Origin of the sequence: Pseudomonas sp. dw_358, assembly GCF_018449655.1 — a bacterium.
Taxonomy (GTDB): Bacteria; Pseudomonadota; Gammaproteobacteria; order Pseudomonadales; family Pseudomonadaceae; genus Aquipseudomonas.
The window spans coordinates 360,682-385,388 of sequence record NZ_JAAVUX010000003.1; the positions used below are offsets into that span (position 1 = coordinate 360,682).

The following is a 24,707-nucleotide window of genomic DNA, read 5'->3' on the forward strand; positions in this document are numbered from 1 at the left end:
GTCCGGCTCCGTCACCGCCAGTAGCCGTAATAGTGGGAAGCCGCCTACCTATTTTCCCCGGCGCGCTCTATCATGGTGCCCAGTATCCCATTCCAGCGAAGACCCATGGCCGATTCCGCATTTTTCTGCGTGCTGTCCCACGAAGGCATCCTGGCCGTGCGCGGCTCGGATGCTGGCAAGTTCCTGCAGGGTCAATTGACCTGTAACATCAATTACCTTGATGAACATCATGCCAGTCTGGGTGCACGCTGCACCCAGAAGGGGCGCATGCAATCGAGCTTTCGCATCCTGTTGGAAGGCGACGGCGTCCTGCTGGCAATGGCCCATGAGTTGATCGAGCCACAGCTGGCTGATCTGAAGAAATACGCGGTGTTTTCCAAGTCAAAGCTCACCGATGAAAGTGCTTCCTGGGTCCGCTATGGGCTCGATCATGCCGATGCGCTGCTGACCGGCCTGGGCCTCGAGCTTGCTGCTCAGTCCGGCGCCGTGGTCCGCGCCGAAGGCTTGATCGCGGTCAGGGTCTCTCCCGAGCGGGCAGAGCTCTGGGCGCCCGCCGATCAGGCCCTTGAGCTGCACCGCCGCCTCGCAGGACAGGCACGCGAGGCCAGGCTGAACGACTGGTTGCTGGGCCAGGTTCGCGCCGGCATCGCTCAGGTCATGCCCCAGACCCGCGAAGCATTCATCCCGCAAATGCTCAACCTGCAGGCCGTGGACGGTGTCAGCTTCAAGAAAGGCTGCTACACCGGTCAGGAAATCGTCGCGCGCATGCAATACCTCGGCAAGCTGAAGCAGCGCCTGTACCGCTTGCACCTTGAAGGCGACGTATTACCTGAGCCTGGCGCCGAGCTGTTCTCGCCGGTGCATGCCAGCGCCGTCGGCGATGTCGCCCTGGCCGCCCGGGGAGAACAGGGCATCGAATTGCTGGCTGTGCTGCGAAACGATGCGGCCGAGCAAGGCGAATTGCATCTGGGCACGCCCGATGGGGCTCGCTTGGCACTGCTGGAATTGCCCTACACATTGGACCGTGACCGCGAGATCCAGCGCTGATTCGCGCTTGTTCTGTGCCCTGAAGTGCTGATTTTCCGATAGAGAAACCCAGATGAGCGAGTTGGCCGAAGTGGTGCAGAAGGATCTGCTGACAGCCATAGACAAGGACGACCTGGTATTGCCGACGCTTCCCGAGGTGGCCTTGGCGATACGTGAGGCGGCCGAAGACAGCGAAATCAGCGTCAGTCAGCTCAGCCGCGTGATCGGTCGCGATGCGGCACTGGCCGCCCGCCTGATCCAGGTGGTCAACAGTCCGCTGTTGCGGGCCACGGTCGAAGTCACCGACCTGCACACTGCGATCACCCGACTGGGGGTCAATTACAGTTGCAACCTCGCCATCGGCCTGGTCATTGAACAGATCTTTCACGCTCGTTCCAGCGTGGTCGAGCACAAAATGCGCGAGGTCTGGCAGCAGAGTCAGGAAATTGCCGGGATCAGCTACGAAATCTGCCGTCGCTTCGATGGCCTGGAACCGGATCAAGGGGCCCTGGCCGGCTTGATCCACCAGATCGGCGTGCTGCCCATTCTTACCTACGCCCAGGACAACAATGAATTGCTGTCCGACCCCGTGTGCCTGAACCACGTGATCGACGCCATCCACCCGGTGATCGGCGCCAAGATCCTGCGTAAGTGGGAGTTCCCCCTTGCCCTGGCCAAAGTGCCCGGACAGTACCTGGACCGCGAGCGCGAGTCGCCGCGCGCCGACTATGGCGATGTCGTGCAAGTGGCGACCCTGCTCAACCAGCGCGGCCGCGATCCGGTGCTGGGGATTTCCGATCTGCCCGCCTACAGGCAACTGCGCATGCATTCGCGCGCGCCCATGACCGAAGAACAACTGCAGGCAGCCAGGGACATGTTCTGCTGACATCCGAGCTGATCAGACGGCCGTGAACGCCACCCGCACCCGCAACCCTCCCTTCCCGCCTTCGTGCAGGCTCACCTGGGCCCGGTGCGCGCGGCATATCTCGCCGACAATCGCGAGGCCCAAGCCGGTACCCTGGGTGCCGCACCGGTAAAAGCGCTCGAACACCCGTTCGCGCTCCTCGGTCGGGATGCCGGGCCCATCGTCCTCCACCTCCAACACCGCCGGCCAGCTCACGCGCAAGATCACACTGCCACCTGAGGGGGTGTGGGCCAACGCGTTGTCCACCAGGTTGCTCAGCAGTTCATACAACAGCGTCGGGTCGCCCCGTAGCCACACGGGCTGCTCTGCCTCCAGCGCCAGCGCCACGCCACGGCCGTGGGCCAGGGCGGCCATGGACAGGCCAAGTTCGCGCGCCAACTGCGCCAGGTCGACGGGCTGTGCGCCACCGTCGGTCATGGCCCGGGCACCGTTTTCGATCCGGGCCAGAGACAACAACTGGTTGGCCAGACCAACCAGGCGATCAGTGCTGTGGGCCGCCGCTTGCAAGGCCAGTCGCCATTCTTCCGGCGCCGGGGCGCGCAGGCCCAGCTCCAGCCGCGCCTTGAGGGCCGCCAATGGCGTGCGCAGCTCGTGGGCCGCCTCAGCGACGAACTGCGCCTGACGTTTGAACTGCTGGCGTAACCGTGCGGTGAAGTGGTCCAGGGCACGGGCCAGGGGGCGCAATTCCTGCTGCACGTCGATCGCGGGCAATGGCCGCAAATCATCCGGCTGTCGCGCCTCCACCGCCATGCGCAGACGCTCGAGAGGTCGCAGCGCGGCGCTGACCATGTGCCACACCAGCAGCAGCGCGCCGACGCCCAGCAGGCCCAGACGAAACAGCGTGTCGCTCATCAGGCTACGCGCCATGCGCACCCGCGCCTCATCGGTTTCGGCCACGCGGATTTCGACCATGCCGTTCATCTGCGGGTCGCTGATGGCTTTGAGCAGGCTGACGACACGTACGTCCTGACCGCGGTAGCGGGCGCTGTAGAAACGCGCCAGGGCAGGATAATCATCCGTGCGCGGCGCATCGGCGGGAGGTGGCGGCAAGTCTTCGTAGCCGGACACCGGCCGGCCCTGAATATCATTGATCTGATAGTAGATCCGCCCGGCGCTGTCGTAAGCGAAGGTATCGAGGGCCAGCCAGGGCACCTCGACACTGAGACTGGCCTCATGGGGCGACAGCCTCGCGGCGAGGGTCCGTGCCGAGGCCAGCAGTGTGCGGTCATAGGCGGTGTCTGCGGCCTCGCGGCCGTTCCAGTAAGCACTCAAGCCACTGGCTAGCATCAGCACCACCAACAGCACGGCCAGACTGCACAGCAACCGCCAGCGCAGACTCTCGGCCCTAGGCATCCCGACTCTCCAGCAGATAACCCAGACCGCGAAAGGTAACGATGGCCACCGCGTGGCCCTCAAGCTTTCTGCGCAGGCGATGCACATAGATTTCGATAGCCTCGGCGCTGGCCTCTTCGTCGAGGCCGAACACCTTTGCCGCCAGCTGCTCCTTGCTCATCACCCGACCGGGCCGCGCGATCAACGCCTGCAAGACCGAGTGTTCCCGGGCAGTCAGTATCAAGGGTTGCTCGGTCAGGCTGAAACGTGAGGTATCAAGATCATAGAGCAGCGGCCCGCACCGCTGCCGACGCTCGCCGCCCAGCACCGTGCGCCGCAGCAAGGCGTTGACCCGGGCTTGCAGTTCGCTCAACGCGAAGGGCTTGGCGAGGTAGTCATCGGCCCCCAGATTCAACCCGTGGACCCGGTCCCTGACGTCGCTGCGTGCAGTCAACATCAACACCGGCAGGGTCTTGCCGCGGGCACGCAAGCGGGCCAGCACCTGAAAACCGTCCAGCCGAGGCAGGCCCACATCGAGCACGGCCATGGCGTAATCCTCATCGGTCAGCGCCAGGTCGGCCAATATCCCGTCGCTCAACACATCGACGGTCAGACCAGCGGCCTTGAGGGTCTGGACAATGCTGTCGGCCAGGGATGGATGGTCTTCGACGAGCAGCACGCGCATCGGTTTCTCCTGTTGTTATAGGTGTGGCAAAAGCCGGCGTGAAAGGTCGCTGAAAGGTTCGGCGCTTAGCATCCGCTCCCTCACGACAAAAACAAGATCGGAGAAACATCCTGATGCGATTCCTGCGCCCGATGGCGATCGCCGCCTGCACGACACTTCTGCTGGTTGCGCCTCTGTACGCCGAGCCCAAACGCCCCGAATGCATAGCTCCCGCCTCTCCCGGTGGCGGTTTCGACCTCACCTGCAAGTTGATCCAGAGTGCGTTGGTCAACGAGAAGATTCTCGGCAAAGCCATGCGCGTGACCTACATGCCGGGGGGCGTGGGCGCTGTGGCCTATAACGCGGTAGTGGCCCAGCGCCCGGCCGATCCCGGCACCCTGGTGGCCTGGTCCAGCGGCTCGCTGCTCAACCTGGCCCAAGGCAAATTCGGTCGCTACGACGAGAACGCGGTGCGCTGGCTGGCCGCCGTGGGCACCAGCTATGGCGCCATTGCGGTGAAAAGCGACTCGCCCTTCAAGACCCTCGACGACCTGGTCAAGGCCCTGAAAGACAACCCCAGCCAAGTGGTGATCGGTGCCGGGGGCACCGTCGGCAGCCAGGACTGGATGCAGACCGCCTTGATCGCCAAGGCTGCCGGCGTCAACCCCCGCGAGCTGCGCTATGTGGCGCTGGAAGGGGGCGGCGAAATTGTCACGGCGCTGCTCGGCGGCCATATCCAGGTCGGCAGCACCGACATCTCCGATTCCATGCCACACCTGCAAAGCGGTGGCATGCGCCTGTTGGCGGTGTTCTCGGAACAGCGCCTGGAAAAGGACGGCATGGCCCAGATCCCCACCGCTCGCGAACAGGGTTACGACATCGTCTGGCCGGTGGTACGCGGCTTCTACCTCGGGCCCAAGGTCAGTGACGCAGAGTACGCATGGTGGAAAACCGCCTTTGACGGCTTGTTGATCTCCGACGCGTTCAAGACCTTGCGCGAGGAGCGCGAACTCTTCCCGTTCGCCATGACCGGGCCGTCATTGGAAGCTTACGTCAAACAACAGGTGACCACCTACAGGGGCCTGGCCCAGGAGTTCGGCCTGATCCAATAGCTCGCCTGCCCGTAAAGGAATCTGACCATGACTGCCCAACGCATCCTTGCGCTGATACTGCTGATCGCCTGCGCCTTGCTCGCCACGATGGCCTGGCCCTATCAGGCGGCGTTCTCCTACGAGCCGGTCGGGCCCCGTGCCTACCCCTTGCTCATCCTCGGGCTGATGGCTGTGGCCCTGATCTACATGGCCTGGCGGCCGGTGGCGGCAGTGCCGGACGCCGACGAGCCCGCGCTGGACCCTGCTGCCCTGACCAAGATCGCCCAGTGCACGGCGTTGTTGCTGCTGTTCGCCGGGCTGTTCGAGCCCCTCGGTTTCATCCTCGCCAGCGTGCTGGCAGGTATTCCCATGGCGCGACTATACGGCGGCCGCTGGCTGCCCGCCGCGCTGGTCATCAGCCTGATGAGCATCGGCTTGTACCTGCTGTTCGACAAGGCAATGGACGTGCCATTGCCGTTGGGCGTCCTCGATATTCTGGAGAACTGAACAGTGGACACACTTGGATACCTGGGCCAGGGCTTCGGCGTCGCCCTCACGCCCTACAACCTGATCACCGCCTTGTGCGGCACCCTGATCGGCACCGTGGTCGGTTTGCTCCCGGGCTTGGGACCGATCAATGGCGTGGCCTTGCTCATTCCGATTGCCTACGCCCTCGGCCTGCCGCCGGAGTCCGCGCTGATCCTGCTGGCGGCGGTGTACCTGGGCTGTGAATATGGCGGCCGCATCAGCTCGATTCTGCTGAACATTCCCGGCGAGGCCTCCACGGTCATGACCACCCTCGACGGTTACCCCATGGCGCGCAACGGCCTGGCAGGCGTCGCCCTGTCGCTATCAGCCTGGAGCTCGTTCATCGGAGCGCTGATCGCCACCTGCGCCATGGTGCTGTTTGCACCCCTGCTGGCGCAGTGGGCCATCGCGTTCGGCCCGGCGGAATATTTCGTGTTGATGGTATTTGCTGTTGTCTGCCTCGGGGGCATGGCGGGAGACAAACCGCTGAAGACCTTCGTCGCCGCACTGATCGGCCTGTTCCTGGCCAGCATCGGCATCGACGCCAACAGCGGCGTATACCGCTTCACTGGCGACATGGTCCACCTGGCAGACGGCATCCCCTTCGTGGCGCTGGTGCTGGGGTTGTTTTCCATCAGTGAAATCCTGCTTCTGCTGGAAAAGACCCATCACGGCCAAAAAGCGGTCAAGGCCAGCGGGCGCATGATGTTCAACGTCAAGGAGGCGGCTTCGGTGTTCTGGGTCAACATCCGCTGCGGCGTTCTAGGCTTCATCATGGGTGTGCTGCCCGGCGCAGGAGCGACATTGGCCAGCGCCGTGGCTTACACCACGGAAAAGCGCCTGGCCGGCGCCAGTGGCGAGTTCGGCAAAGGCGACAAACGTGGCCTCGCGGCACCGGAAACCGCCATCGGCGCTACCGCCTGCGGCGCCTTGGTGCCGATGCTGACCTTGGGCGTCCCGGGCTCTGGCACCACGGCGGTGATGATCGGCGCCCTGTCGCTGTACAACATCACCCCCGGCCCGCTGTTGTTTCAACAGCAGCCGGACATTGTCTGGGGGCTGATCGCGTCGCTGTTCATCGCCAACGTCATGCTGGTGGTGCTCAACATCCCGATGATCCGCGTGTTTACCCGCATTCTCTCGGTACCGAACTGGGCGCTGGTGCCGGTGATCGCCATCATCACCGCCATCGGGGTCTACGCAGTGCATGCCACGACGTTCGACCTGTTCCTGATGATCGGCATCGGCATTTTCGGCTACGCCCTGCGCAAACTGGACTTTCCGCTGTCGCCGATTCTGCTGGGCTTCATTCTCGGCGGCCTGATGGAACAGAACCTGCGTCGCGCGCTGTCGATCTCCAGCGGTGCTTTGGACATCCTCTATGCCAGCCCGATTGCCCTCGGCGTCTGGTGCCTGAGCGCGGTGGTGCTGGTACTGCCGCTGTTCAGGCTGTGGCGCAAGCGCGCCAAACTGCGCCGCGCACCTTCCGAGGTCTGAAGCAGGGTTCAGAGCGCTGGCAATTGCCAGTCGATCGGCGCCAGGCCGTGCTGCTCGAGAAACTTGTTCGCTCGGCCAAAGTGCCCATTGCCGAGAAAGCCACGATAGGCAGAGAGTGGCGATGGGTGCACCGAAGTCAGGATCAGGTGCTTGGTGGCGTCCACCCACTTCTGTTTGCCTTGGGCATGGGCGCCCCACAACAGGAACACCGAGTTGGGTTGGTGTTCGCTGACCACTTGAATGACCCGGTCGGTGAAATGCTGCCAGCCTTTGTTGGCATGGGAAGCGGCATTGGCCCTCTCCACGGTCAAGGTGGTGTTGAGCAGCAACACCCCCTGCTCGGCCCAATGCTGCAGGCAACCGTGAGCGGCGATGTCGATATTGAGGTCGCGCTTGAGCTCTTTATAAATGTTGACCAGTGACGGCGGCGTGGGGATACCCGGCTGCACCGAAAAGCACAGGCCGTGGGCCTGGCCCGGACCGTGATATGGGTCCTGGCCCAGGATGACCACCTTGACCTGATCCAGCGGTGTCAGGTTCAAGGCGTTGAAAATCAGCGGTCCGGGCGGATAGATTTCCTTGCCGGCGGCATGCTCCTCGCGCAGGAATTCGCGCAGTTGTTGCATGTAGGGCTGGTCGAACTCGGCGCGCAGGGCGTGCTTCCAGCTGGGTTCGAGCTTGATACGGTCGTCTTGGGTCATGTCTGCATCCGTTGAAACAATGCGCGACACTAGGAAAGCCCGCTGCGCTTGTCAATCCATCCGACCGGATGCCTGCGGGTTTCGACGCAGCAGCCATACTCAAGTGATGGCACCGCCCACAGCGGACCACGGTATCACTCGACGAGAGGGTTCAATGAATCTGCATTTTGAAGAATTGACCGGTGTGGATGGCGCTCGCCTGGGCATCGCCACATTGGACGCGGAAAAAAGCCTTAACGCGTTGTCGTTGCCGATGCTTCAGGCGTTGGCCGAACGTCTGGATAACTGGGCCCAAGACCCGCAAGTGGTCTGCGTGTTGTTGCGTGGCAATGGGGAAAAAGCCTTCTGCGCCGGGGGCGACGTGCGCAGCCTGGTCAATGCATGTCGCAGCGAGCCCGGCGTCGTGCCGCCCTTGGCCGCCCATTTTTTTGCTGCTGAATACCGCTTGGATTACCGCCTGCACACCTACCCCAAGCCCTTGCTGTGCTGGGGGCACGGTTATGTGTTGGGCGGCGGTCTGGGCTTGCTGCAAGGGGCTGGGGTGCGCATCGTCACACCCAGCAGTCGACTGGCCATGCCGGAAATCAGCATCGGGCTGTTTCCCGATGTCGGTGCCAGCTGGTTCCTCTCGCGCCTGCCGGGGCGCCTGGGGCTGTTCCTGGGCCTGACCGGGTCGCACATCAATGCTCGCGATGCGCTTGACCTTGGCCTGGCTGACCGGTTTCTCGACGACTCGCAACAGGAGCCCTTGATCAACGGCCTGCTCCAGCTCAATTGGCAGGAACAAACGGCGCCGCAACTCAACAGCTTGCTCAAGGCATTGGAACAGCAGGCCGTGACCAAGCTGCCAGAAGCGCAATGGCTACCCCGAAGGGAGCCAATCGACCACGCCTTGGATGTCACCGACGTGACTTGTGCCTGGAAAGCCCTGAGCATGTTGCGCAACCACACCGACGCTCTGTTGGCCAAGGCCAGCCGGACCCTTACCGAAGGCTGTCCGCTGACCGCGCATCTGGTGTGGGAACAGTTGCACCGTGCCCGCCATATGTCCTTGGCCCAGGTCTTTCAGATGGAATACACCTTGAGCCTGAACTGCTGTCGTCACCCCGAGTTCAGCGAGGGCGTGCGCTCCCGGCTCATCGACAAAGACCACAAACCCCGCTGGCACTGGCCGGATGTCAGCAAGATCCCCCTTGCGGTGGTGGATGCGCACTTCAGCAAAGCCTGGGAGGGACGCCACCCGCTGGCGGATTTGTCCGAATACTGAGTGCGGCCCGCTTTTTCTCGGCTGCAGGCCGCGTTCAAGGCGCCGGCACCCAGAGTGACTCCGCCCCAGGCGCACCGGGTGCCCAGTCGGCGGTATACGAGGTATGGGTCTGCAGGCAACGCCAGTCCCGACCGTTGTGGCCGACCAATACCCCAGCGGTGTACAGCGTATTGAGAGCCCATGCCGGCTCCGTGCCGCCATCGGCCCGTGTTCGAACCACAATGATGTTGGAGCTGGCGGACTGTCGGCCGTTATTGTCCTCGGCGTATACCAGGTAGGCGACCTGGGTATTGGGCGCCAGCCCTGTGTCGATGGTATGGGTCTGCGGCGGCAACACGACCTGAACCACATCGCCGAGGCGCTGGAGCTTGTAACGGGCGATCCCGGCACTGCTGCTGGCAGCGCTCCACATCAGCTCGACGCTGGTGGCCGTGATGTTCATGGCGTGCAGGTTTTCCGGCCGGGTCGGCCGAGGGTTTTCGCCCCCTGGCGCCTGGGTGACGGCGGTTACCGTGTTGCTGGGCGCTGAAGAGTGACCGTTGGCCGCGATGGCCGTGACAAAATAATGGTAAGAGGTGCTGGGAGCGACTGTCGTGTCGGTCCAGCCCAGAATCGATGCGCCGACTTGGGCAACCTGAATACCGTCACGCAAGACCAGGTAGTGCGCGACAGGCGACGCGCCACTCGATGCTCCCCACGCCAGCGCAACGGTGGAGTCAGTCACCGTACCCAACGTCAGGTGGGCGGGGGCCGACGGCCGCTCATCCCCACCCTCGGCAGGCAGAAAGTCCAGATCGACCACTTGGTAAAAGGCCATGGGCGTATTGGCGATTTCCCAGATAGCCAATACGACGTGGTACCCCTCGCGCTCCGGCAGTGGAATTTCATGGCGAGAGGGATTCGCGGGCAGAAGTGCCTCGGGGTGGTCCCAATGAGGTTGCAAGGCACTCTCTTCTTGCCAGAACGGCAGGGGATCGAACTGCGCGCGACTCAATAGGTGATCCGGGTTCCACCCAACTTTAGTGACGAAGTAATTGAAGCGTCGCGTTTTGTGAGGCGCTGTAAAAGCCCAGGTGAAATCCAGTATTTCAGCGCTGTACACCGTACTTTTCGGCCATTGCCGACCCGGAGCATCCAACGCCTGGGCAGTGGGATGACCGCCACTGGCAATCTTGCCGTCGGGGGGAGGAGCAACATTGGCCTCGTCAGTAGGGGCCAGACTGTCACGCACGCCACCGGCGGTCAGTGGAAAAAATTTACCGCCCTCGAGCTGATTCAGCTCGCCTGTATCCAGCTCCCCGGCCTGCCACAACCTGTAAGCGCGCGAAGGCGGCGATGAGATATGCCCATGTCGGCTTGACAAGGCATCGTCGTTGATTTTTGGCCGGCTGATCGCTTTGGAATTTCGAATGGGCATGCTCACCTCCGTTGAGAATCATGAGCACAACCGACGGCTCGTTCGGCTGCACTGTCACCAGATTTCCAACGTAGGCTAGTGCCACGATGTGCTGTTAACGACTGTCAGGATTGACAGTTATTCAATATAAAATCTTACAAAAACGGGTGCATTGAACCAGACGTTTACACGTCACTAACACGTTCACGCCGACCTGCGTGGGAAGGTGCATCCGCGCAGAAGGCTGGATCAACGTTGGCCCCCGCCGGAGTGACCGCCTGGACCGCCCCCGAAACCGCCGTGACCGCCGCCCGGTGGGCCGCCACCGGGCCGACCCGGTCCGGGCCCATGACCCATGGGCGGTCTGAACCCGCCGCCAGGCGGCGGACGAAAGCCGCCTCCCGGGGGACGAAAGCCCGCCCCCGGTGGCCGGTAGTACCCCGGTGGCGGTCGGTAATAACCAGGGCCGGGCGCATAGCCACGGTTGTAGCGGTAGTAACCACCGCTGTAACCCCAGCCGTAGCCATAGGGATAAGGATCGGATGTGTAAACCTGGGTCGATTGGTAGTAGCCGCCGCCTCCATCATAAGGAGCACAGGCAGTGATCAGCGAACCCAGCAAGACTATCAGCAGAAGTCGGCTATACATGGCGGCCTCCTGGACCGCGAAACGGCTCGACCAGCGACGCTGGCCAGCACCGGGAATCTAGGGTTCACCGGCACAGGATCAGACCACGAAATCGCCATGCTGTGCGGTTCTTGTAACGCGCGGTAACATGCTTTACACAAAGCTGACACTGGCCAAGGCCCGGGTCAGGGCCGCGCAAAAACGGTGCGCAACGCACCATGATTCAGCATCCCCCCGCTGCTCCCCCCGTCCTGTCGCCGTTCAGACCAGAGAAAGCAAGCCCCGCGGAAATTGGCACGTCTCTCGCTTGACCTTTGCCGTGCAGGAGTCAACTCAGGTTCGCGGCACCACAATTTGCAAATGGCTGACTAGGGTTCCGGCTCGCTGAACGCGAGTGGCTGGTCCGAGAGTTGGCGACCTCCAGTTGAGGTTACACGGCGGGATAAAAGCCCGGGAGACAGACCACCCTACGGTGTCGCGCTGCTCCTGTCCGCCCACTTCAACTGGAGAATTCCGATGTTCAACTCTTTCTTGCTCAAACGCCGTCTGCCCGTCCTCGCCGCTGCTACCCTCGCCCTTTCCCTCGCCGTGACTTCGGCCCAGGCCGCCACCAAGGATCATTTCAAAGTCTGCTGGACGATCTATGCCGGCTGGATGCCTTGGGAATATGCGGGCGCGCAGGGCATCATCAAGAAATGGGCGGACAAATACCACATCGCCATCGACGTGGTGCAGCTCAATGATTACGTCGAATCCATCAACCAATACACCGCTGGCCAGTTCGATGGCTGCACCATGACCAACATGGACGCCCTGACCATTCCGGCGGCCGGCGGCGTGGACAGCACGGCACTGGTGGTCAGCGACTTCTCCAATGGCAACGACGGTATCGTGATCAAGGGCGAAGGCAAGACCCTGGCCGACCTCAAGGGCATGAGCGTCAACCTGGTGGAGCTGTCGGTTTCACACTACCTGCTGGCGCGGGGGCTGGAACAAGCTGGCCTGAGCGAGAAGGACCTCAAAGTCGTCAACACCTCCGACGCCGATATTTCCGCCGCCTTCGACACCGACCAGGTCCAGGCCGTGACCACCTGGAACCCGATGCTCGCCGACATCAAGGCCAAGCCCGGGGTCACTGAGGTGTTCGATTCGAGCAAGATCCCCGGCGAGATCATGGACATGATGGTGGTCAACAGCGCCACCCTCAAAGATAACCCGGCCTTGGGCAAGGCCTTGACCGGCGCCTGGTTCGAAGTGGTAGCGCTGATGAACAGCCAATCGGTCGAGAGCACCGACGCCCTTGAGCACATGGCCAAGGCCTCAGGCACCGATCTGGCCGGCTTCAAATCGCAACTGGCCACCACCAAGCTGTTCTACACGCCCAAGGACGCTCTGGAATTCGCCAACAGCCCTGTCCTGCCTGCGACCATGGAGAAAGTCGCGCAGTTTTCCTTCGCCCATGGCCTGCTGGGCGACGGCGCCAAAGACGCCAACGTGGTCGGCATGACCTTCGCCAAAGGCATCAGCCTGGGTGACAAGGGCAACACCAAACTGCGCTTCGACCCGTCCTTTGTACAAATGGCCGCCGACGGCAAACTCTAAGCCGCATGCCAGAGGGCCTCACCATGCGTTTGATCAATCGTCACCCCGACGGTGCCGGTCGGCTGTTGCTGATCATCCTGCCGTTTGCCTTGTTGCTGTGCGCCTATTTCATGGGCTCGGCCACACGGCTTGCGGAGAATCCCAACGACAAACTGCTGCCCAGCGCCGTGCAGATGACCGATGCGGTCAAGCGCATGGCTTTCGAGGAGGATAAACGCAGCGGTGGTTACTTGCTGTGGCAAGACACCGAAGCAAGCCTGCGACGTCTGGCCATGGGCCTGGGCATCAGTGCCTTGGCCGGGCTGTGTCTGGGGATCGCGGCGGGGACTTTGCCGCTGTTTGGCGCCACCCTGTCGCCGTTGCTGACCGTCCTGTCCATGGTACCGCCGCTGGCAATCCTGCCGGTGCTGTTCATCGTGTTCGGGCTGGACGAACTGAGCAAGGTAATGCTGATTGTCATCGGCATCACGCCAATTCTGGCCAGGGACCTGGAGCAACATGCCCGGTCCATTCCGGTCGAACTGTTGATCAAGGCGCAGACCCTGGGTGCCAGCACCTGGACGCTGCTGTTGCGGGTCGTCTTGCCGCAACTGATGCCGCGCCTGTTGATCGCCGTGCGTCTGGTGCTGGGTTCGGCCTGGCTGTTCTTGATTGCGGCCGAGGCCATCGCTTCCACCGATGGCCTGGGCTACCGTATTTTTCTGGTCCGTCGCTACCTGGCCATGGACGTGATCGTGCCCTACGTGGTGTGGATCACCCTGCTGGCGTGGCTGATGGACATGGGCCTCAAGCGCCTGACCCGGCTGGCGTTTCCGTGGTACGAGGGAGCACGGCCATGAGCTTTATCAGCGTCAACAATGTCTGGCAGCAATACGGCGAGCAAGTGGTGCTGGAGCGTCTGAACCTGAGCATCGCCGAGGGCGAGTTCTGCACCCTGGTGGGCACCTCCGGCTGCGGCAAGTCCACTTTTCTGAGGCTGCTGCTGGGCCAGGAAGTGCCGAGCAAAGGCCAGATCCTGTTGGACGGACAACCCTTGCGTAACGAGCCCGACGCCAGCCGTGGTGTGGTGTTTCAGCGCTATTCGGTGTTTTCCCACCTGAGCGTGCTGGACAACGTCGCCCTCGGCCTGGAGCTGCCCCATGCCCCGCTGCTGGGGCGGCTGCTGGGCCGGGCGAAAAGCGAGGCCCGCGATCAGGCCGCGCAGCTGTTGGAACGGGTCGGCCTGGGGCATTCCTTGAAGAAGTACCCCAGCCAGCTATCGGGCGGCATGCAGCAGCGTCTGGCCATCGCTCAAGCGCTGATCATGAAACCCCGGGTGCTGTTGCTGGACGAGCCGTTCGGGGCACTGGACCCCGGCATTCGCAAGGACATGCATCACTTGCTGCTGGAGTTGTGGCGGGAGACGCGGTTGACGGTGTTCATGGTCACCCATGACCTGGCCGAAGGGTTCAGCCTGGGCACACGCCTGCTGGTATTCGACAAGGTGCGTGTCGATCCTCACGCGCCACAAGCCTATGGCGCGCGGATCACCTACGACCTGCCCCTCAATACCGAGCGCAGCCGTGGCCGCACCTTGCCCGACTTGCTGTCGAGCGCAGTGCAGCCGGCGTGACGGTTACAGCTCGATCTTGACTGCCTGGGCCGAACGCGTGGCCTTGCTGCGCGCCGCGTCGATGGACTCGTCGCGGGCCAAGGCCACACCGAGGCGGCGCTGGCCGTTGACTTCGGGCTTGCCGAACAGGCGCAACGCCGTGTCCGGCTCGCTGAGGGCTGCGCCCAGGTTGGCGAAGGCAGTCTGCTGCGAGTGGCCCTCCACGAGGATCACCGCCGAAGCCGCCGGGCCGAACTGGCGGATCAACGGAATCGGCAAGCCCAGAATGGCACGGGCATGCAAGGCGAATTGCGACAGGTCCTGGGAAATCAGGGTCACCAGGCCGGTGTCATGGGGGCGCGGCGACACTTCGCTGAACCATACCTGATCGCCTTTGATGAATAACTCAACACCAAACAGACCGCGGCCGCCCAAGGCTTCGGTCACGGCGCGGGCAACCCGCTCGGATTCCGCCAGCGCCACCGGGCTCATGGCTTGAGGCTGCCAGGATTCCTGGTAGTCGCCCTTCTCCTGACGATGGCCGACCGGCGCGCAGAAGGTGGTACCACCGACATGGCGCACGGTGAGCAAGGTGATCTCGTAGTCGAAGTCGATGAAGCCTTCGATGATGACTCGGCCCTTGCCGGCGCGGCCACCTTCCTGGGCGTAATCCCAGGCTTTCTGCACATCGGCTGCGCTCTTGAGCAGGCTCTGGCCCTTGCCCGACGAGCTCATCACTGGTTTGACCACGCAGGGAAAGCCGAGGTCTTGCACGGCCTGGCGATAGTCTTCGAAGGTGTCGGCGAAGTGGTAAGGCGAGGTGGGCAGGTCCAGCTCTTCGGCAGCCAGGCGACGAATGCCTTCGCGGTTCATGGTCAACTGCGTGGCGCGGGCCGTCGGGATCACGGTAAAGCCTTCCGCTTCCAGCTCCACCAGCGTGGCCGTGGCAATGGCCTCGATTTCCGGCACGATGTAATGGGGCCTCTCGGCCTCGATCACCGCTCGCAGCGACGCGCCGTCGAGCATGTTGATCACATGGCTGCGGTGAGCGACCTGCATGGCCGGCGCGTTGGCGTAACGGTCGACGGCAATCACTTCAACGCCCAGACGTTGCAGTTCGATCACCACTTCCTTGCCGAGTTCGCCGCAGCCACACAGCAGTACGCGGGTCGCGGTGGGCGACAGAGGGGTTCCGATACGGGTCATTGCAGGTCCTCAGGGGTATGGCGGGATCAAGGGCGCGTATTTTACATGATTACGCGCGCCCCTACGGCATCATGATGCCTTGGGCCACTGCGCGCTCATGACACCGGCGCAGCACCTCCCGCCGTTCGTCGTTTTGCATGCGGCCCCAGCGAGTGATTTCGTCTGCCGTGCGCTGACAGCCGGTGCAGATATCCTGCTCGTCGAGCGCGCAAATACTGATGCACGGCGAGCGAACCGGCCGTTCGGGGGTATTCATCATTCGTCCTGAGGCGCGAGATCGCGAGCATAGCGTTGGGCGTTTTGCACGTAATGAGCTGCACTGGCTTCGAGCATCTGTTTCTGCGCATCGGTGAGTTCGCGTATCACTTTGCCGGGCGAGCCCATCACCAACGAGCCGTCCGGGATGTCCTTGCCTTCGGCAATCAAGGCGTTGGCGCCGATGATGCAGTATTTGCCGATCTTCGCGCCGTTCAGGATCACCGCATTGATGCCGATCAGGCTGCAGTCCCCCACGGTACAGCCGTGCAGCATGGCGTTGTGACCGATGGTCACGTTCTTGCCGATGGTCAGCGGCGAGCCCATGTCGGTATGCATCACGGTGCCATCCTGGACATTGCTGTTCTCGCCAATGTCGATCAATTCGTTGTCGCCCCGCAGTACAGCGCCGAACCAGACGCTGGCATTGGCCTGCAGCCGCACGCGGCCGATCAGTGTGGCGGTGGGCGCTGTCCAGCTCAGGGGATGGGTTTCTACACGAGCATCGCCCAGGCGATATTTCATGACGGTTGGCCTCGATGGGATTGTTTTTAGAAAGGGGGGTAGTGTCGCGGTGGTCGGTGAAGGCTGATGTCGGCGTCGTACAGCAGGTTTATCAACTCGACGATCATGATCGCGGACAATCCCCAGATCTTGTAGCCCTTGTAGCGATAGCTCGGCACATACCAGCTCTGGCCCTGGTAATCGATACGGTGGGTGTGCTCGCGCGGATCCTGGCGGAAAAACGCCAGCGGAACGCTGAACACGGCGGCAATCTCGGCATCGTTGGGGCGGTACTCGACAAAATCAGGGATCACCCCGACGTAGGGTGTGACCTTGATGCCATGCTTGGACACCAACGGACTGAGCGGCCCCAGCACTTCCACCAGGCCCGGAGGCAGGCCGATCTCTTCTTCGGCCTCGCGCAGGGCGGTGAACATCAGGTCAGGGTCTTCGGGGTCGCGACGGCCGCCAGGAAAGGCCACTTCGCCACCATGGGTGGACAGGCCGGACGCGCGCAGGGTCAGTACCAGCTCGGGCTCGTCACTGCGGGTAATGGGCAGCAGGACGGCAGCCTCGGGGAAACGTCGGTCGGCCTCGGTTTCCAGATCGTGGGGTACGTACTCACTGACACGTCGGAGCAGCTCGTCCAGCATGGCTTCTCTCTAGTAAGGGCTGCTTTGCATCATGCACCAAACCGGCGAAGCGCCCAAGCCCTTCGACCCATGACTTGCGACGTTCGGCCCGATGGCCGCAAGATAGAGCCAGCCCCCAGGAAGCCCAGCATGAAATTCTGCAGCCAGTGCGGTCACCCGGTGACCCAGCGCATTCCCGAAGGCGATAACCGCCTGCGGTTCGTCTGCACCCAGTGCGACGTGATCCACTACCAGAACCCCAATATCGTCGCCGGTTGCGTGCCGGTCTGGGGTGATCAGGTGCTACTGTGCCGGCGTGCCATCGAGCCGCGCCTGGGCTACTGGACGCTGCCGGCCGGGTTCATGGAAAATGGCGAGACCCTGGCACAGGCTGCCGCCCGGGAAACCGACGAAGAGGCGTGCGCGCGGGTTTCCGGGCTTGAGCTGTACACCCTGTTCGACCTGCCCCACATCAGCCAGGTGCATGTGTTCTTCCGCGCGCAGCTGGTGGACCTGGACTTTGCCGTGGGGCCCGAGAGCCTTGAAGTGCAGCTGTTCGACGAACGTTCCATTCCCTGGGCCGAGCTGGCTTTCCCCACGGTCGGGCGTACTCTAGAATGCTTCTTCGCAGACCGTGCGCACCAGCATTACCCGGTGCGCAACGAGTACCTGCCGCCCTTGCTGTCGCGCCCGCGACAGAGCTGAGCCGATCACCCCGGGAACATGCCTTGATGCGTTGGTTGCTTGCCGTTTTATGTCTGACCTGCGCTCCGCTGTGTTCGGCCTCCTTCACTCAGACAATCATCAGCAAACCCGTCGCCCCGGCCGGTGCGCCGGTGTTGATCGCCCCAGCCAGCTCTCCGGTCATTCCCGGGGCCATTGATAAAGTACTGGTGATCAAATCGGCCCACCAGCTGCAATTGCTCAGCCACGGTCAGGCACTCAAGACTTACCACGTGTCTCTGGGCAAAGTTCCGCGCGGCCCCAAGGAGCGTGAAGGCGACCTGCGCACCCCCGAGGGTCTCTATTGGCTGGACTGGCGCAAGACCAGCGACCGCTACAACCTGGCCATTCACCTGTCCTACCCCAATATTCGCGACGCCGCCCAGGCGCGTGACAAGAACGTGGCCGCTGGCGGCATGATCATGCTCCACGGCACACCGGTGGATAACGACTACCCCGAGTGGTACTTCAGCTCGCTGGACTGGACCGACGGCTGCATCGCCTTGAAGAACGATGACATGCGCGAAGTGTGGAACCTGGTGCGGGACGGGACCTTGATCGATATTCGCCCCTGATCATCGGATTCAGACATTTCCTATAGCTTTATAAGAAATTTCCTACTCGGTTCTCGGATCGGGATAAACACTCTGCGATGAATCAGCCTTTAGCATCCATCCGTCTGGATACCTGAAGTGTTCTCCTGTTCGGAAACGGTGCTGATGAATCGCTCTTGCTGCCTCTGCCTCCTGTTATCGATTGTTCCGGCCCAACTCGCCTGGGCCGACGAAAGCCTGAGGCTCTATCAGGAGCACCAGCGCGAAAATGAGGAACGGCTGCTGGAGCAGCGTCTGCGCCAGCTCAAGCGCAGCGCGCCAGCACCGGCTGCGCCCGACGACACGCTCGCCGGTTCCGATCATGCCTGCTGGCAAGTCAGCGGCTTGCAGATCACGGGGAACCAGCGCCTGAGCAGCGCTCGCATTACCTCAGTGGCTGTCCCATGGTTGCAACCGTGCATGGGCGTGAGTCAGATCAATCAAGTGCTCAAGGCGATCACGACGCTCTACCTGGAGGCCGGGTATGTGTCCAGCCGGCCCTATCTGGTTCGCCAGCCGGAGGACGGGCAACCCTTGGAGATCATGATCATCGAGGGTTTTGTCGAAGCCATCGAGATCAGTGACCCGGACCTGCCGCTGTCGCTGTCCAGCGCCTTTCCCGGGATGCTGGGTGAGCCGTTGCAACTGCGCGACCTGGAACAGGGGATGGATCAGCTCAACCGGCTGCGGGCGTTCGATTTGACGGCGGATGTGGGGCCGGGGGAATTCGAGGGTGGGTCCAGAGTGGTAGTGCGCCCACGGAGCAAGCCTTCGCGATGGCAGTTGCAGGGTTCGTTGGCCAACTCTGGCAGTGATAGTGTGGCCAGACAGAGGACGCACTTAAGTGTCAGCCTGGACAGCCCCACGCATTCCAACGACTTGATCGGCCTGTCCTACGCACAGTCATTGAAGGGGGTTGGAGAGTCGCGGCTGGTGGCCGTCAATTATCAAATACCCTATGGGCGCTGGACCCTGCGCGCCGATGCCATACGGTCCGAGTCCGATTCGCTGCTGACACAACGCTCCCAGTTCTTGCACAGCGAGCTGGCGGGGCAAAGCGTGAACGTGGATCGGGTCTTGTGGCGAGACGGACAAAGCCTGATCAATGGCCATCTGAAATGGTCGCACCAAAAACGAGCGAACCGCATCGGCGAGTTCGTCATGCGTCATCAGGCACTGGACCTCGAGAGAGCCGATATAGGCCTGAGTGCGATCCTGATCGGAGAAGAAACAAGGTTCGGTCAGTCCATGTGGACGCTGGGAGGTAGCTACGCCTGGGGCCTCAAGGGAGCGGCCAGGTTTGCCAACGACGTAGAACCACGTTTCGAGAAGTACCACGTGAGCGGTCGCTGGCAGGTGCGTGGCAAGGGCTTGAGCCGGCCTTGGTTTTTGATCAGCCAGCTCGATGCTCAATACAGTTCTGACCGTCTGCCAGACCTGGAACACCTGGGCCTGACTGGACCCGGTGCTGTTCGCGGCTTCAGGGACACGAGTGCCAATAGCGCCAGCGGTATCGTTTGGCAGTCGACATTGACCTTGCCAGGCCTGCGGATGCCTATAGGCGAAATCGTCCCGTTCCTGGGACTGGATGCAGCCGTCGCCAAACATCACCACCAGGACGCGAAACTTGTGCCATCGGTCCAGCGCTTGGCTGGAGCGACTGCGGGCGTCACCCTTCACTGGCGAGATAGCCGCCTGCGCCTGTCCTACCAACACGCCCTTCGCAACAGCCACGCCATCCGGCTCGAACCCGGCTTCTGGCTCACCGAACTCTCCTTCGCCCTTTGATCCGTCACCCACAAGAGAAATAAAAATGACCTCAACGAGCCTTCGTCCCGATCGCCTGCGCTGGATTATTTCCGCTGCCTTGCTGGCCCCGACCCTGGCCGCCTCGGCCGATCCCACCATCGCCACGCCCGGCCCCGGCGGCACGCCGATGATCTCCGATGCCCATGGCATCCCGGTCATCGATATCGTCGCCCCGAATGGCCACGGCGTTTCCCATAATCAATACCTGGAATTCAACGTCGGCGAGCAGGGCGCCGTGCTCAACAATGCCTTGCAGGCCGGCGAGTCTGTGCTGGCGGGCGTGCTGCAAGCCAACGCGCAGTTTCAGGGCCACGCGGCCAGCGCGATCATCAATGAAGTGGTCGGTTTCAACACCACCAACGTGCTGGGGCCCCAGGAGATTTTCGGCCAGAAGGCTGACTACATCCTCGCCAACCCCAACGGCATCGTGGTCAACGGTGCCAGCTTCATCAATATCGCCCAGATGACCTTCCTGGTGGGCAAACCAGAGATGGTCGATGGCCAGATCCAGTCTCTGAGCACCTTGCACAGCCAGGGCAAGGTGATCGTCGGCAGCAATGGCGTCGACCACGAGAGCGGCGCAGTCGACCTGCTGACGCCCTATATAGAGCAAACCGGTCCTGTGTCTGGCAAGGGCGATGTCACCCTGATCCTCGGCAACAACCGTATCGCCCACAAAGGCGGCGAGATACGGGAAACCGCTGCCCACGACCCTTCCCGGCCGCCGGTGGACGCTCAATTGCTTGGCGCCATGATGGGCCAGCGGATCCGTATCGTCAGCACCACCCAGGGCGCCGGCGTGCGCCTGCCCGAAGAAATGCTGTCGCGCGAGGGCGTCAGCGTGAAAAGCGCCGGGAGCATCAATGGTCGTGGCGAAGGCGTTACTCGGGTACAACGCTCCACCCTCGAAGGGGGCAGCGGCGACGTACTACTGAACGCCAAGGATGACCTGACGTTGACCGCCGTCGATATCTCCGGCCGCAACATTCGCGGCAGCGCCGGCAAGAACCTCCGTGTTGACGCCGCCATTGCCCGACGCCTGGAAGAGCGGCGTGAACAATACAAGAAAAAGGCCTGGTTCATTCCGACAGAGGAGTTCTCCAAGGTCCGCAATCAAGAGTACGTCGAACACACCGGCAGCCAATGGGTGGCAACGGGGGACATCGCCTTGGATGCCGGCGGGCGCATCGACGTCAGCGCCTCTCGCCTCGAAGCCGGCGGGCGTCTGAGCGCCAAGGCCGGCGATGAAATACTCATCGACGGGCGTGCCGATCGCAGCGAGCTGACCGAAACCGTGCGCCATCGCAAGCACTTGTGGCGCGGCAATAGTGACCGCCACACGGTGGTGGAAACCGTTGCCGGTAGCTCGCTCAAGGCGGCTGAAATCGATCTGCAAAGTGACACCATCGTGCACGTGCGCGGCAGCAACGTGCGCAGTGAAGGCGCCCTGCGGATCAAGGCGGGGGAAAAGATCCTGGTCGACTCGGTGGAGCTTGAAGACTCCTCCCGCCATCGCGAATCACGCGGCGACGCCCTCGGCGGCGTCTTCAAGAATCGCAAGAGCAACGACACCGGTCGCCAGGCACACAGCGAAGGCAGCCAGATCGTCGCCAACGGCTCGCAACATCTAGTGAGCGACGGAGAGCTGACCATCATCGGCTCCAACGCCACAGCGGGAGGCCTGCTGGAAGTCAAAGCCAAGGGGCCGATCAATGTGCTGGCCAGTGCCGAGCAGAGCGAGGTCAATCACACCACACAGGAACGCGGCTTCACCGCCAACGCGAGCCAGACCAAGGACGCCCAGGACGGCAAACCCGACTCACGGCAATACACGGCCGGTGTCGGCTACAACGTGACCCGTACTGCTCAGGGCATTCGCAAGACCGAGCACCGCGGCGCTGCGCTCAAAGGCGGCACCGTGAACGTCAACAGCGAAGCAGCGCTTAACGTCACCGGCTCAAGCCTGAATTCCGAGACAGGCAAGGCCACGGTCACCGCACCGCACATCAACCTGCTGGCCAGCCGCGACCGCGAGACAGTAGAAACCGTCAATACCCAGGCCGGCGGCAGCTTGCAAGTGGGCGGCGGCATCGACCGCCTGAGCAGCGCATTCGAGGGTCATACCAGCCACGAGAAGGTCACCCTCGATACCACCAAGGCCGTAGTCTCAAGCATCAATGCCCCCGCAGGGCTGACGCTGGAGACGAAGAAGCTGACCAACGAGGGCACCCGGATCACCACTGGCGGCGAACTGATTGCGACCTTCGACAGCGCCGAGAATCGCGAAGCCACCGACAGCGTTCGCGAAACGCGAGAAAGCAGTCAGTGGAAAGGCAGCCTTGGGGCCAGCCTGGAATACCGTGACCTCACCCGGCCGATCGAAAAACTGGTGCTGGGCGAGGAGCAGGCGCGCTTCCAGCAGCCTGGCGTAGAAGACGCCCTTGCCCCGCCGAGCCTGGGCGCCGACCTGGATCTGAGCTATAAGCAGCGCGCTACGGATCAGTTTGACAGCACCGCACAGGTCACCCGCTTCCAAGGCCAGACAATCGACGTCCAAGGCACCGAGCTGTTGCGCGATCACGCGACGCAATACGTCGCCACGGGCGGCACAGCCCGAGTCCAGGCAGGGCAACACGAGCAACTGACGGTGGCCAATGTCAGCGAAACCCAGCTCAAGCGTCTGGACATCGAAGGTGGCGTACGCGTGGACAGCAACACCGGCGCCGATCTCAATGTCCGCCTCAGTGGGCTTGGCAGCTCGATCGACCGCACCACCCGCCACGAGACCGCCGTGGTCGGCAGCCTCAGCGGCGCCACCGGCCTGCAAGTTCAGCTGGGGACCGACGGACGTTACGAAGGCAGCGCGTTCAATGGCGGCACCGGCGACGTGACCATCAAGGCCGGAGGCTCGCTGGACTTTGCTCAGGCCAACGACCGCCAACACCTGGATGAAGTCCTCATTGATGGCAGTGCCTGGGCCAAGGGCGGCAGCAGCCCGGCCGCGGGCAAATCGTTCGGCGGCAGCGGCATCGGCCAGTACAGCCAGCAGACCGGCGATGATAGCCATGCACGAACCGTACAGTTCGACGGCCAAGGCGCAATGACCGCCAAGGCTGGGCAAAACCTGCGCATGGAAGGTGGGCGTATTGGCTCGAAAGAGGCGAAGGTGGCCAGTATCGATTTCTCTGCCGACGGCAGGACCGGGCTGCTGGCCTCGGTCGATACCCACAGCCTCAGCGGACGCAAGATCGGCGGCGGCCTGCAACCCACCGTCAGCCACAGCAGCACCGGCCAAGGCGGTGGCCTGGGTGGCAGCATCACCATGGGCAAACTCGACGAAGGCTCGCGGACTTTGGCGGGAGGTGATTTTCACAGCACAGCAGCCACCCATCTGGGCGCCGCTGCTCGCGGCAATGACGCGCTGACAATTCAGGGCTTGCATGCCAACGCCGGGGCTATCGACCTGAACGCGCGCAACGGTGGCGTATTGATCGAGGCGGCCACCACCACCGAAACACGCGACAACCTGAGCGCCGCGGGCGGCCTGGGCATGAACGCCAGCCGCAATCAGGACGCGAGCACCAATACCCACGCCGGGTTCGCCCGCGCCACGCTGAACCTGGACCGCATCGCCAGCACCACCCACAGCAACACCCAGCTGCGCGCCGACGGCATTCTGAACGTCGATAGCCGCGAGGACGTGCGGCTATCGGGGGCCAATCTGGCGGCCGAGCGGATGACCGGCACGATTGGCGGTGACCTCATCGTCGAAAGCCGCCAGGATCAGGTCAACAGCCTGAAAATCGACGGCGATGCACGCCTGAGCAGCGAGAAGAATCCGCAGGGGTTGATCAATGGCGTCAGCGCGTTTGCAGGGCCCGCTGCGGCCAAGGTCAAGGAACACGCAGGCAGGAAGATCCAACTGTTCGATACCGGGATCACCCCAAGCCTGGACATTTCGGTGATCAAGCAGGACCGCAACACCGTGGGTCAGGCGTCCGGGATCAAGGCCATGGACAGCATTGACTTGAACGTTGGCGGCGGGACCCGTCTGAGCGGCGCGGCGATCAATGCCGTCGCGGGCAAGGTCGCTCTGGGTGGCAGTTCGGTCAAGCTGGAGACGCTGTCAGGCAGCGATTATCGCGCTGAAGCGATTGTGGATTTGAGCAACGCGCCGGTCGACCTGACGCAGGGCATCATCGAGGCGGCCAAACGCAAGATCAGTGGCGAGACGTCGCTGGATCTGGGGCTGATCCGAGCGGGAGGGCATGACACGGTGCAGGTGTTGAAGTCGAGTATCGATTGATGGCTTGACACCGTGTAAAGGCCAACGCGGCCAAGGCCTGCTCCCACAGGGTGTAATCCATGCCGAGATCACTCTGCAGGAGCAAGGCTTACCTGCGACGACAGCACCGCGCAATACCGCTAGAACTCGGCCAGCCGCCACACCTCGTAAGCCGGCGTCTCATAGGGATGAGCCTCCTTCAAGGCCCGGACCACCCCCACGATCACGTCATCGGCAACCACCAATTCGACTTTCCACTCCTCGACCTGCGCCACCACACCGGTCTGTCCGATGAAGGGCTGGCTGCCCTCCCGCGGACGAAACTGGCCTTGGCCGAGGGCCTGCCAGGCGCAGCAGTCGTAGTCACCGATCCGGCCGCCACCGGCGGCAAAGACGGCCTCCTTGACGGCCGCCACATGGCTGGGCGGAACGAAGAAGGCCAGCTTGTACACG

General features: G+C 62.7%; 23 protein-coding genes and 1 riboswitch. Of the genes, 13 read left to right on the forward strand and 10 right to left on the reverse strand.

Annotation, left to right across the window (positions count from 1 at the left end; translation table 11 throughout):
• Positions 1 to 105 precede the first annotated feature (105 nt).
• Together HB675_RS07555 and HB675_RS07560 are read left to right on the forward strand one after the other, a co-directional pair.
• Positions 106 to 1,047 (forward strand): folate-binding protein YgfZ, encoded by a 942-nt coding sequence (locus HB675_RS07555; RefSeq protein WP_213877229.1) that lies wholly within the window; start codon positions 106 to 108, stop codon positions 1,045 to 1,047.
• 52 nt (positions 1,048 to 1,099) lie between these two features.
• Positions 1,100 to 1,912: an HDOD domain-containing protein gene (locus HB675_RS07560; protein ID WP_213877231.1), complete on the forward strand. Its 813-nt coding sequence runs from the start codon at positions 1,100 to 1,102 to the stop codon at positions 1,910 to 1,912.
• 12 nt (positions 1,913 to 1,924) lie between these two features.
• On the opposite strand, the gene HB675_RS07565 is transcribed toward HB675_RS07560, so the two are convergent.
• Both HB675_RS07565 and HB675_RS07570 read right to left on the reverse strand, forming a co-directional pair.
• Positions 1,925 to 3,304, reverse strand: a complete 1,380-nt coding sequence (locus HB675_RS07565) for a sensor histidine kinase (protein ID WP_213877232.1) — start codon at positions 3,302 to 3,304, stop codon at positions 1,925 to 1,927.
• Positions 3,297 to 3,968, reverse strand: a complete 672-nt coding sequence (locus HB675_RS07570) for a response regulator (protein WP_213877234.1) — start codon at positions 3,966 to 3,968, stop codon at positions 3,297 to 3,299. Before HB675_RS07570 ends, HB675_RS07565 begins: the two co-directional genes overlap by 8 nt.
• 107 nt (positions 3,969 to 4,075) lie before the next feature.
• Between HB675_RS07570 and HB675_RS07575 the strand changes: the two genes are divergently transcribed.
• From HB675_RS07575 to HB675_RS07585, 3 genes are read left to right on the forward strand one after another with little or no spacing between them, the layout of a single operon-like run.
• Positions 4,076 to 5,059, forward strand: coding sequence for a tripartite tricarboxylate transporter substrate-binding protein (locus HB675_RS07575; RefSeq protein ID WP_213877327.1), 984 nt, complete (start codon positions 4,076 to 4,078; stop codon positions 5,057 to 5,059).
• 27 nt (positions 5,060 to 5,086) lie between these two features.
• The gene (locus HB675_RS07580) at positions 5,087 to 5,545 is read left to right on the forward strand and encodes a tripartite tricarboxylate transporter TctB family protein (protein WP_213877236.1); all 459 of its coding nucleotides are present in this window, start codon (positions 5,087 to 5,089) and stop codon (positions 5,543 to 5,545) included.
• Positions 5,546 to 5,548: 3 nt separating this feature from the next.
• Entirely contained in the window at positions 5,549 to 7,063 is a 1,515-nt protein-coding gene (locus HB675_RS07585) for a tripartite tricarboxylate transporter permease (RefSeq protein WP_213877238.1), read from the forward strand.
• Between the two features lie 8 nt (positions 7,064 to 7,071).
• On the opposite strand, the gene ung is transcribed toward HB675_RS07585, so the two are convergent.
• Complete coding sequence (gene ung, locus HB675_RS07590; protein ID WP_213877240.1) at positions 7,072 to 7,764, reverse strand: uracil-DNA glycosylase; 693 nt, start codon at positions 7,762 to 7,764, stop codon at positions 7,072 to 7,074.
• Between the two features lie 154 nt (positions 7,765 to 7,918).
• Here ung and HB675_RS07595 point away from each other — a divergent pair, with 154 nt between their 5' ends.
• Positions 7,919 to 9,031, forward strand: a complete 1,113-nt coding sequence (locus HB675_RS07595) for an enoyl-CoA hydratase/isomerase family protein (protein WP_213877242.1) — start codon at positions 7,919 to 7,921, stop codon at positions 9,029 to 9,031.
• A 34-nt stretch (positions 9,032 to 9,065) separates the two neighbouring features.
• On the opposite strand, the gene HB675_RS07600 is transcribed toward HB675_RS07595, so the two are convergent.
• Together HB675_RS07600 and HB675_RS07605 are read right to left on the reverse strand one after the other, a co-directional pair.
• The gene (locus HB675_RS07600; RefSeq protein ID WP_213877243.1) at positions 9,066 to 10,448 is read right to left on the reverse strand and encodes a lytic polysaccharide monooxygenase; all 1,383 of its coding nucleotides are present in this window, start codon (positions 10,446 to 10,448) and stop codon (positions 9,066 to 9,068) included.
• 228 nt (positions 10,449 to 10,676) lie between these two features.
• Positions 10,677 to 11,075 carry a hypothetical protein gene (locus tag HB675_RS07605; RefSeq protein WP_213877246.1) on the reverse strand — a complete coding sequence of 133 codons (399 nt, stop codon included), beginning with the start codon at positions 11,073 to 11,075 and terminating at the stop codon, positions 10,677 to 10,679.
• Between the two features lie 336 nt (positions 11,076 to 11,411).
• Positions 11,412 to 11,513: riboswitch (guanidine-I (ykkC/yxkD leader) on the forward strand.
• Between the two features lie 72 nt (positions 11,514 to 11,585).
• Between HB675_RS07605 and HB675_RS07610 the strand changes: the two genes are divergently transcribed.
• From HB675_RS07610 to HB675_RS07620, 3 genes are read left to right on the forward strand one after another with little or no spacing between them, the layout of a single operon-like run.
• Positions 11,586 to 12,656 carry a putative urea ABC transporter substrate-binding protein gene (locus HB675_RS07610; protein WP_213877329.1) on the forward strand — a complete coding sequence of 357 codons (1,071 nt, stop codon included), beginning with the start codon at positions 11,586 to 11,588 and terminating at the stop codon, positions 12,654 to 12,656.
• A 23-nt stretch (positions 12,657 to 12,679) separates the two neighbouring features.
• Positions 12,680 to 13,495: an ABC transporter permease gene (locus HB675_RS07615; RefSeq protein ID WP_213877247.1), complete on the forward strand. Its 816-nt coding sequence runs from the start codon at positions 12,680 to 12,682 to the stop codon at positions 13,493 to 13,495.
• Entirely contained in the window at positions 13,492 to 14,268 is a 777-nt protein-coding gene (locus HB675_RS07620; RefSeq protein ID WP_213877248.1) for an ABC transporter ATP-binding protein, read from the forward strand. Before HB675_RS07615 ends, HB675_RS07620 begins: the two co-directional genes overlap by 4 nt.
• Positions 14,269 to 14,271: 3 nt before the next feature.
• Here HB675_RS07620 and purT read toward each other — a convergent pair whose 3' ends face one another.
• From purT to HB675_RS07640, 4 genes are all read right to left on the reverse strand, one after another.
• On the reverse strand, positions 14,272 to 15,453 hold the full coding sequence (gene purT, locus HB675_RS07625) for a formate-dependent phosphoribosylglycinamide formyltransferase (RefSeq protein WP_213877249.1): 1,182 nt from the start codon (positions 15,451 to 15,453) through the stop codon (positions 14,272 to 14,274).
• A 61-nt stretch (positions 15,454 to 15,514) separates the two neighbouring features.
• Positions 15,515 to 15,709, reverse strand: a complete 195-nt coding sequence (locus tag HB675_RS07630; RefSeq protein ID WP_213877250.1) for a DUF1289 domain-containing protein — start codon at positions 15,707 to 15,709, stop codon at positions 15,515 to 15,517.
• Positions 15,709 to 16,233 carry a gamma carbonic anhydrase family protein gene (locus HB675_RS07635; RefSeq protein WP_213877251.1) on the reverse strand — a complete coding sequence of 175 codons (525 nt, stop codon included), beginning with the start codon at positions 16,231 to 16,233 and terminating at the stop codon, positions 15,709 to 15,711. The genes HB675_RS07630 and HB675_RS07635 overlap by 1 nt, the downstream gene beginning before the upstream one ends.
• 26 nt (positions 16,234 to 16,259) lie before the next feature.
• Positions 16,260 to 16,865, reverse strand: coding sequence for a CoA pyrophosphatase (locus HB675_RS07640; RefSeq protein WP_213877253.1), 606 nt, complete (start codon positions 16,863 to 16,865; stop codon positions 16,260 to 16,262).
• A gap of 129 nt (positions 16,866 to 16,994) precedes the next feature.
• Here HB675_RS07640 and HB675_RS07645 point away from each other — a divergent pair, with 129 nt between their 5' ends.
• From HB675_RS07645 to HB675_RS07660, 4 genes are all read left to right on the forward strand, one after another.
• Positions 16,995 to 17,549, forward strand: a complete 555-nt coding sequence (locus tag HB675_RS07645) for an NUDIX hydrolase (RefSeq protein ID WP_213877255.1) — start codon at positions 16,995 to 16,997, stop codon at positions 17,547 to 17,549.
• 26 nt (positions 17,550 to 17,575) lie between these two features.
• Positions 17,576 to 18,142, forward strand: a complete 567-nt coding sequence (locus tag HB675_RS07650; RefSeq protein WP_213877257.1) for a L,D-transpeptidase family protein — start codon at positions 17,576 to 17,578, stop codon at positions 18,140 to 18,142.
• Positions 18,143 to 18,286: 144 nt separating this feature from the next.
• Complete coding sequence (locus HB675_RS07655) at positions 18,287 to 19,948, forward strand: ShlB/FhaC/HecB family hemolysin secretion/activation protein (protein ID WP_256737500.1); 1,662 nt, start codon at positions 18,287 to 18,289, stop codon at positions 19,946 to 19,948.
• A gap of 25 nt (positions 19,949 to 19,973) precedes the next feature.
• Complete coding sequence (locus tag HB675_RS07660; protein WP_213877261.1) at positions 19,974 to 24,275, forward strand: hemagglutinin repeat-containing protein; 4,302 nt, start codon at positions 19,974 to 19,976, stop codon at positions 24,273 to 24,275.
• Between the two features lie 119 nt (positions 24,276 to 24,394).
• Here the strand turns inward: HB675_RS07660 and HB675_RS07665 are convergent, their stop codons facing one another.
• Complete coding sequence (locus HB675_RS07665; protein ID WP_213877262.1) at positions 24,395 to 24,706, reverse strand: NGG1p interacting factor NIF3; 312 nt, start codon at positions 24,704 to 24,706, stop codon at positions 24,395 to 24,397.
• Between the last annotated feature and the right edge of the window lies 1 nt (position 24,707).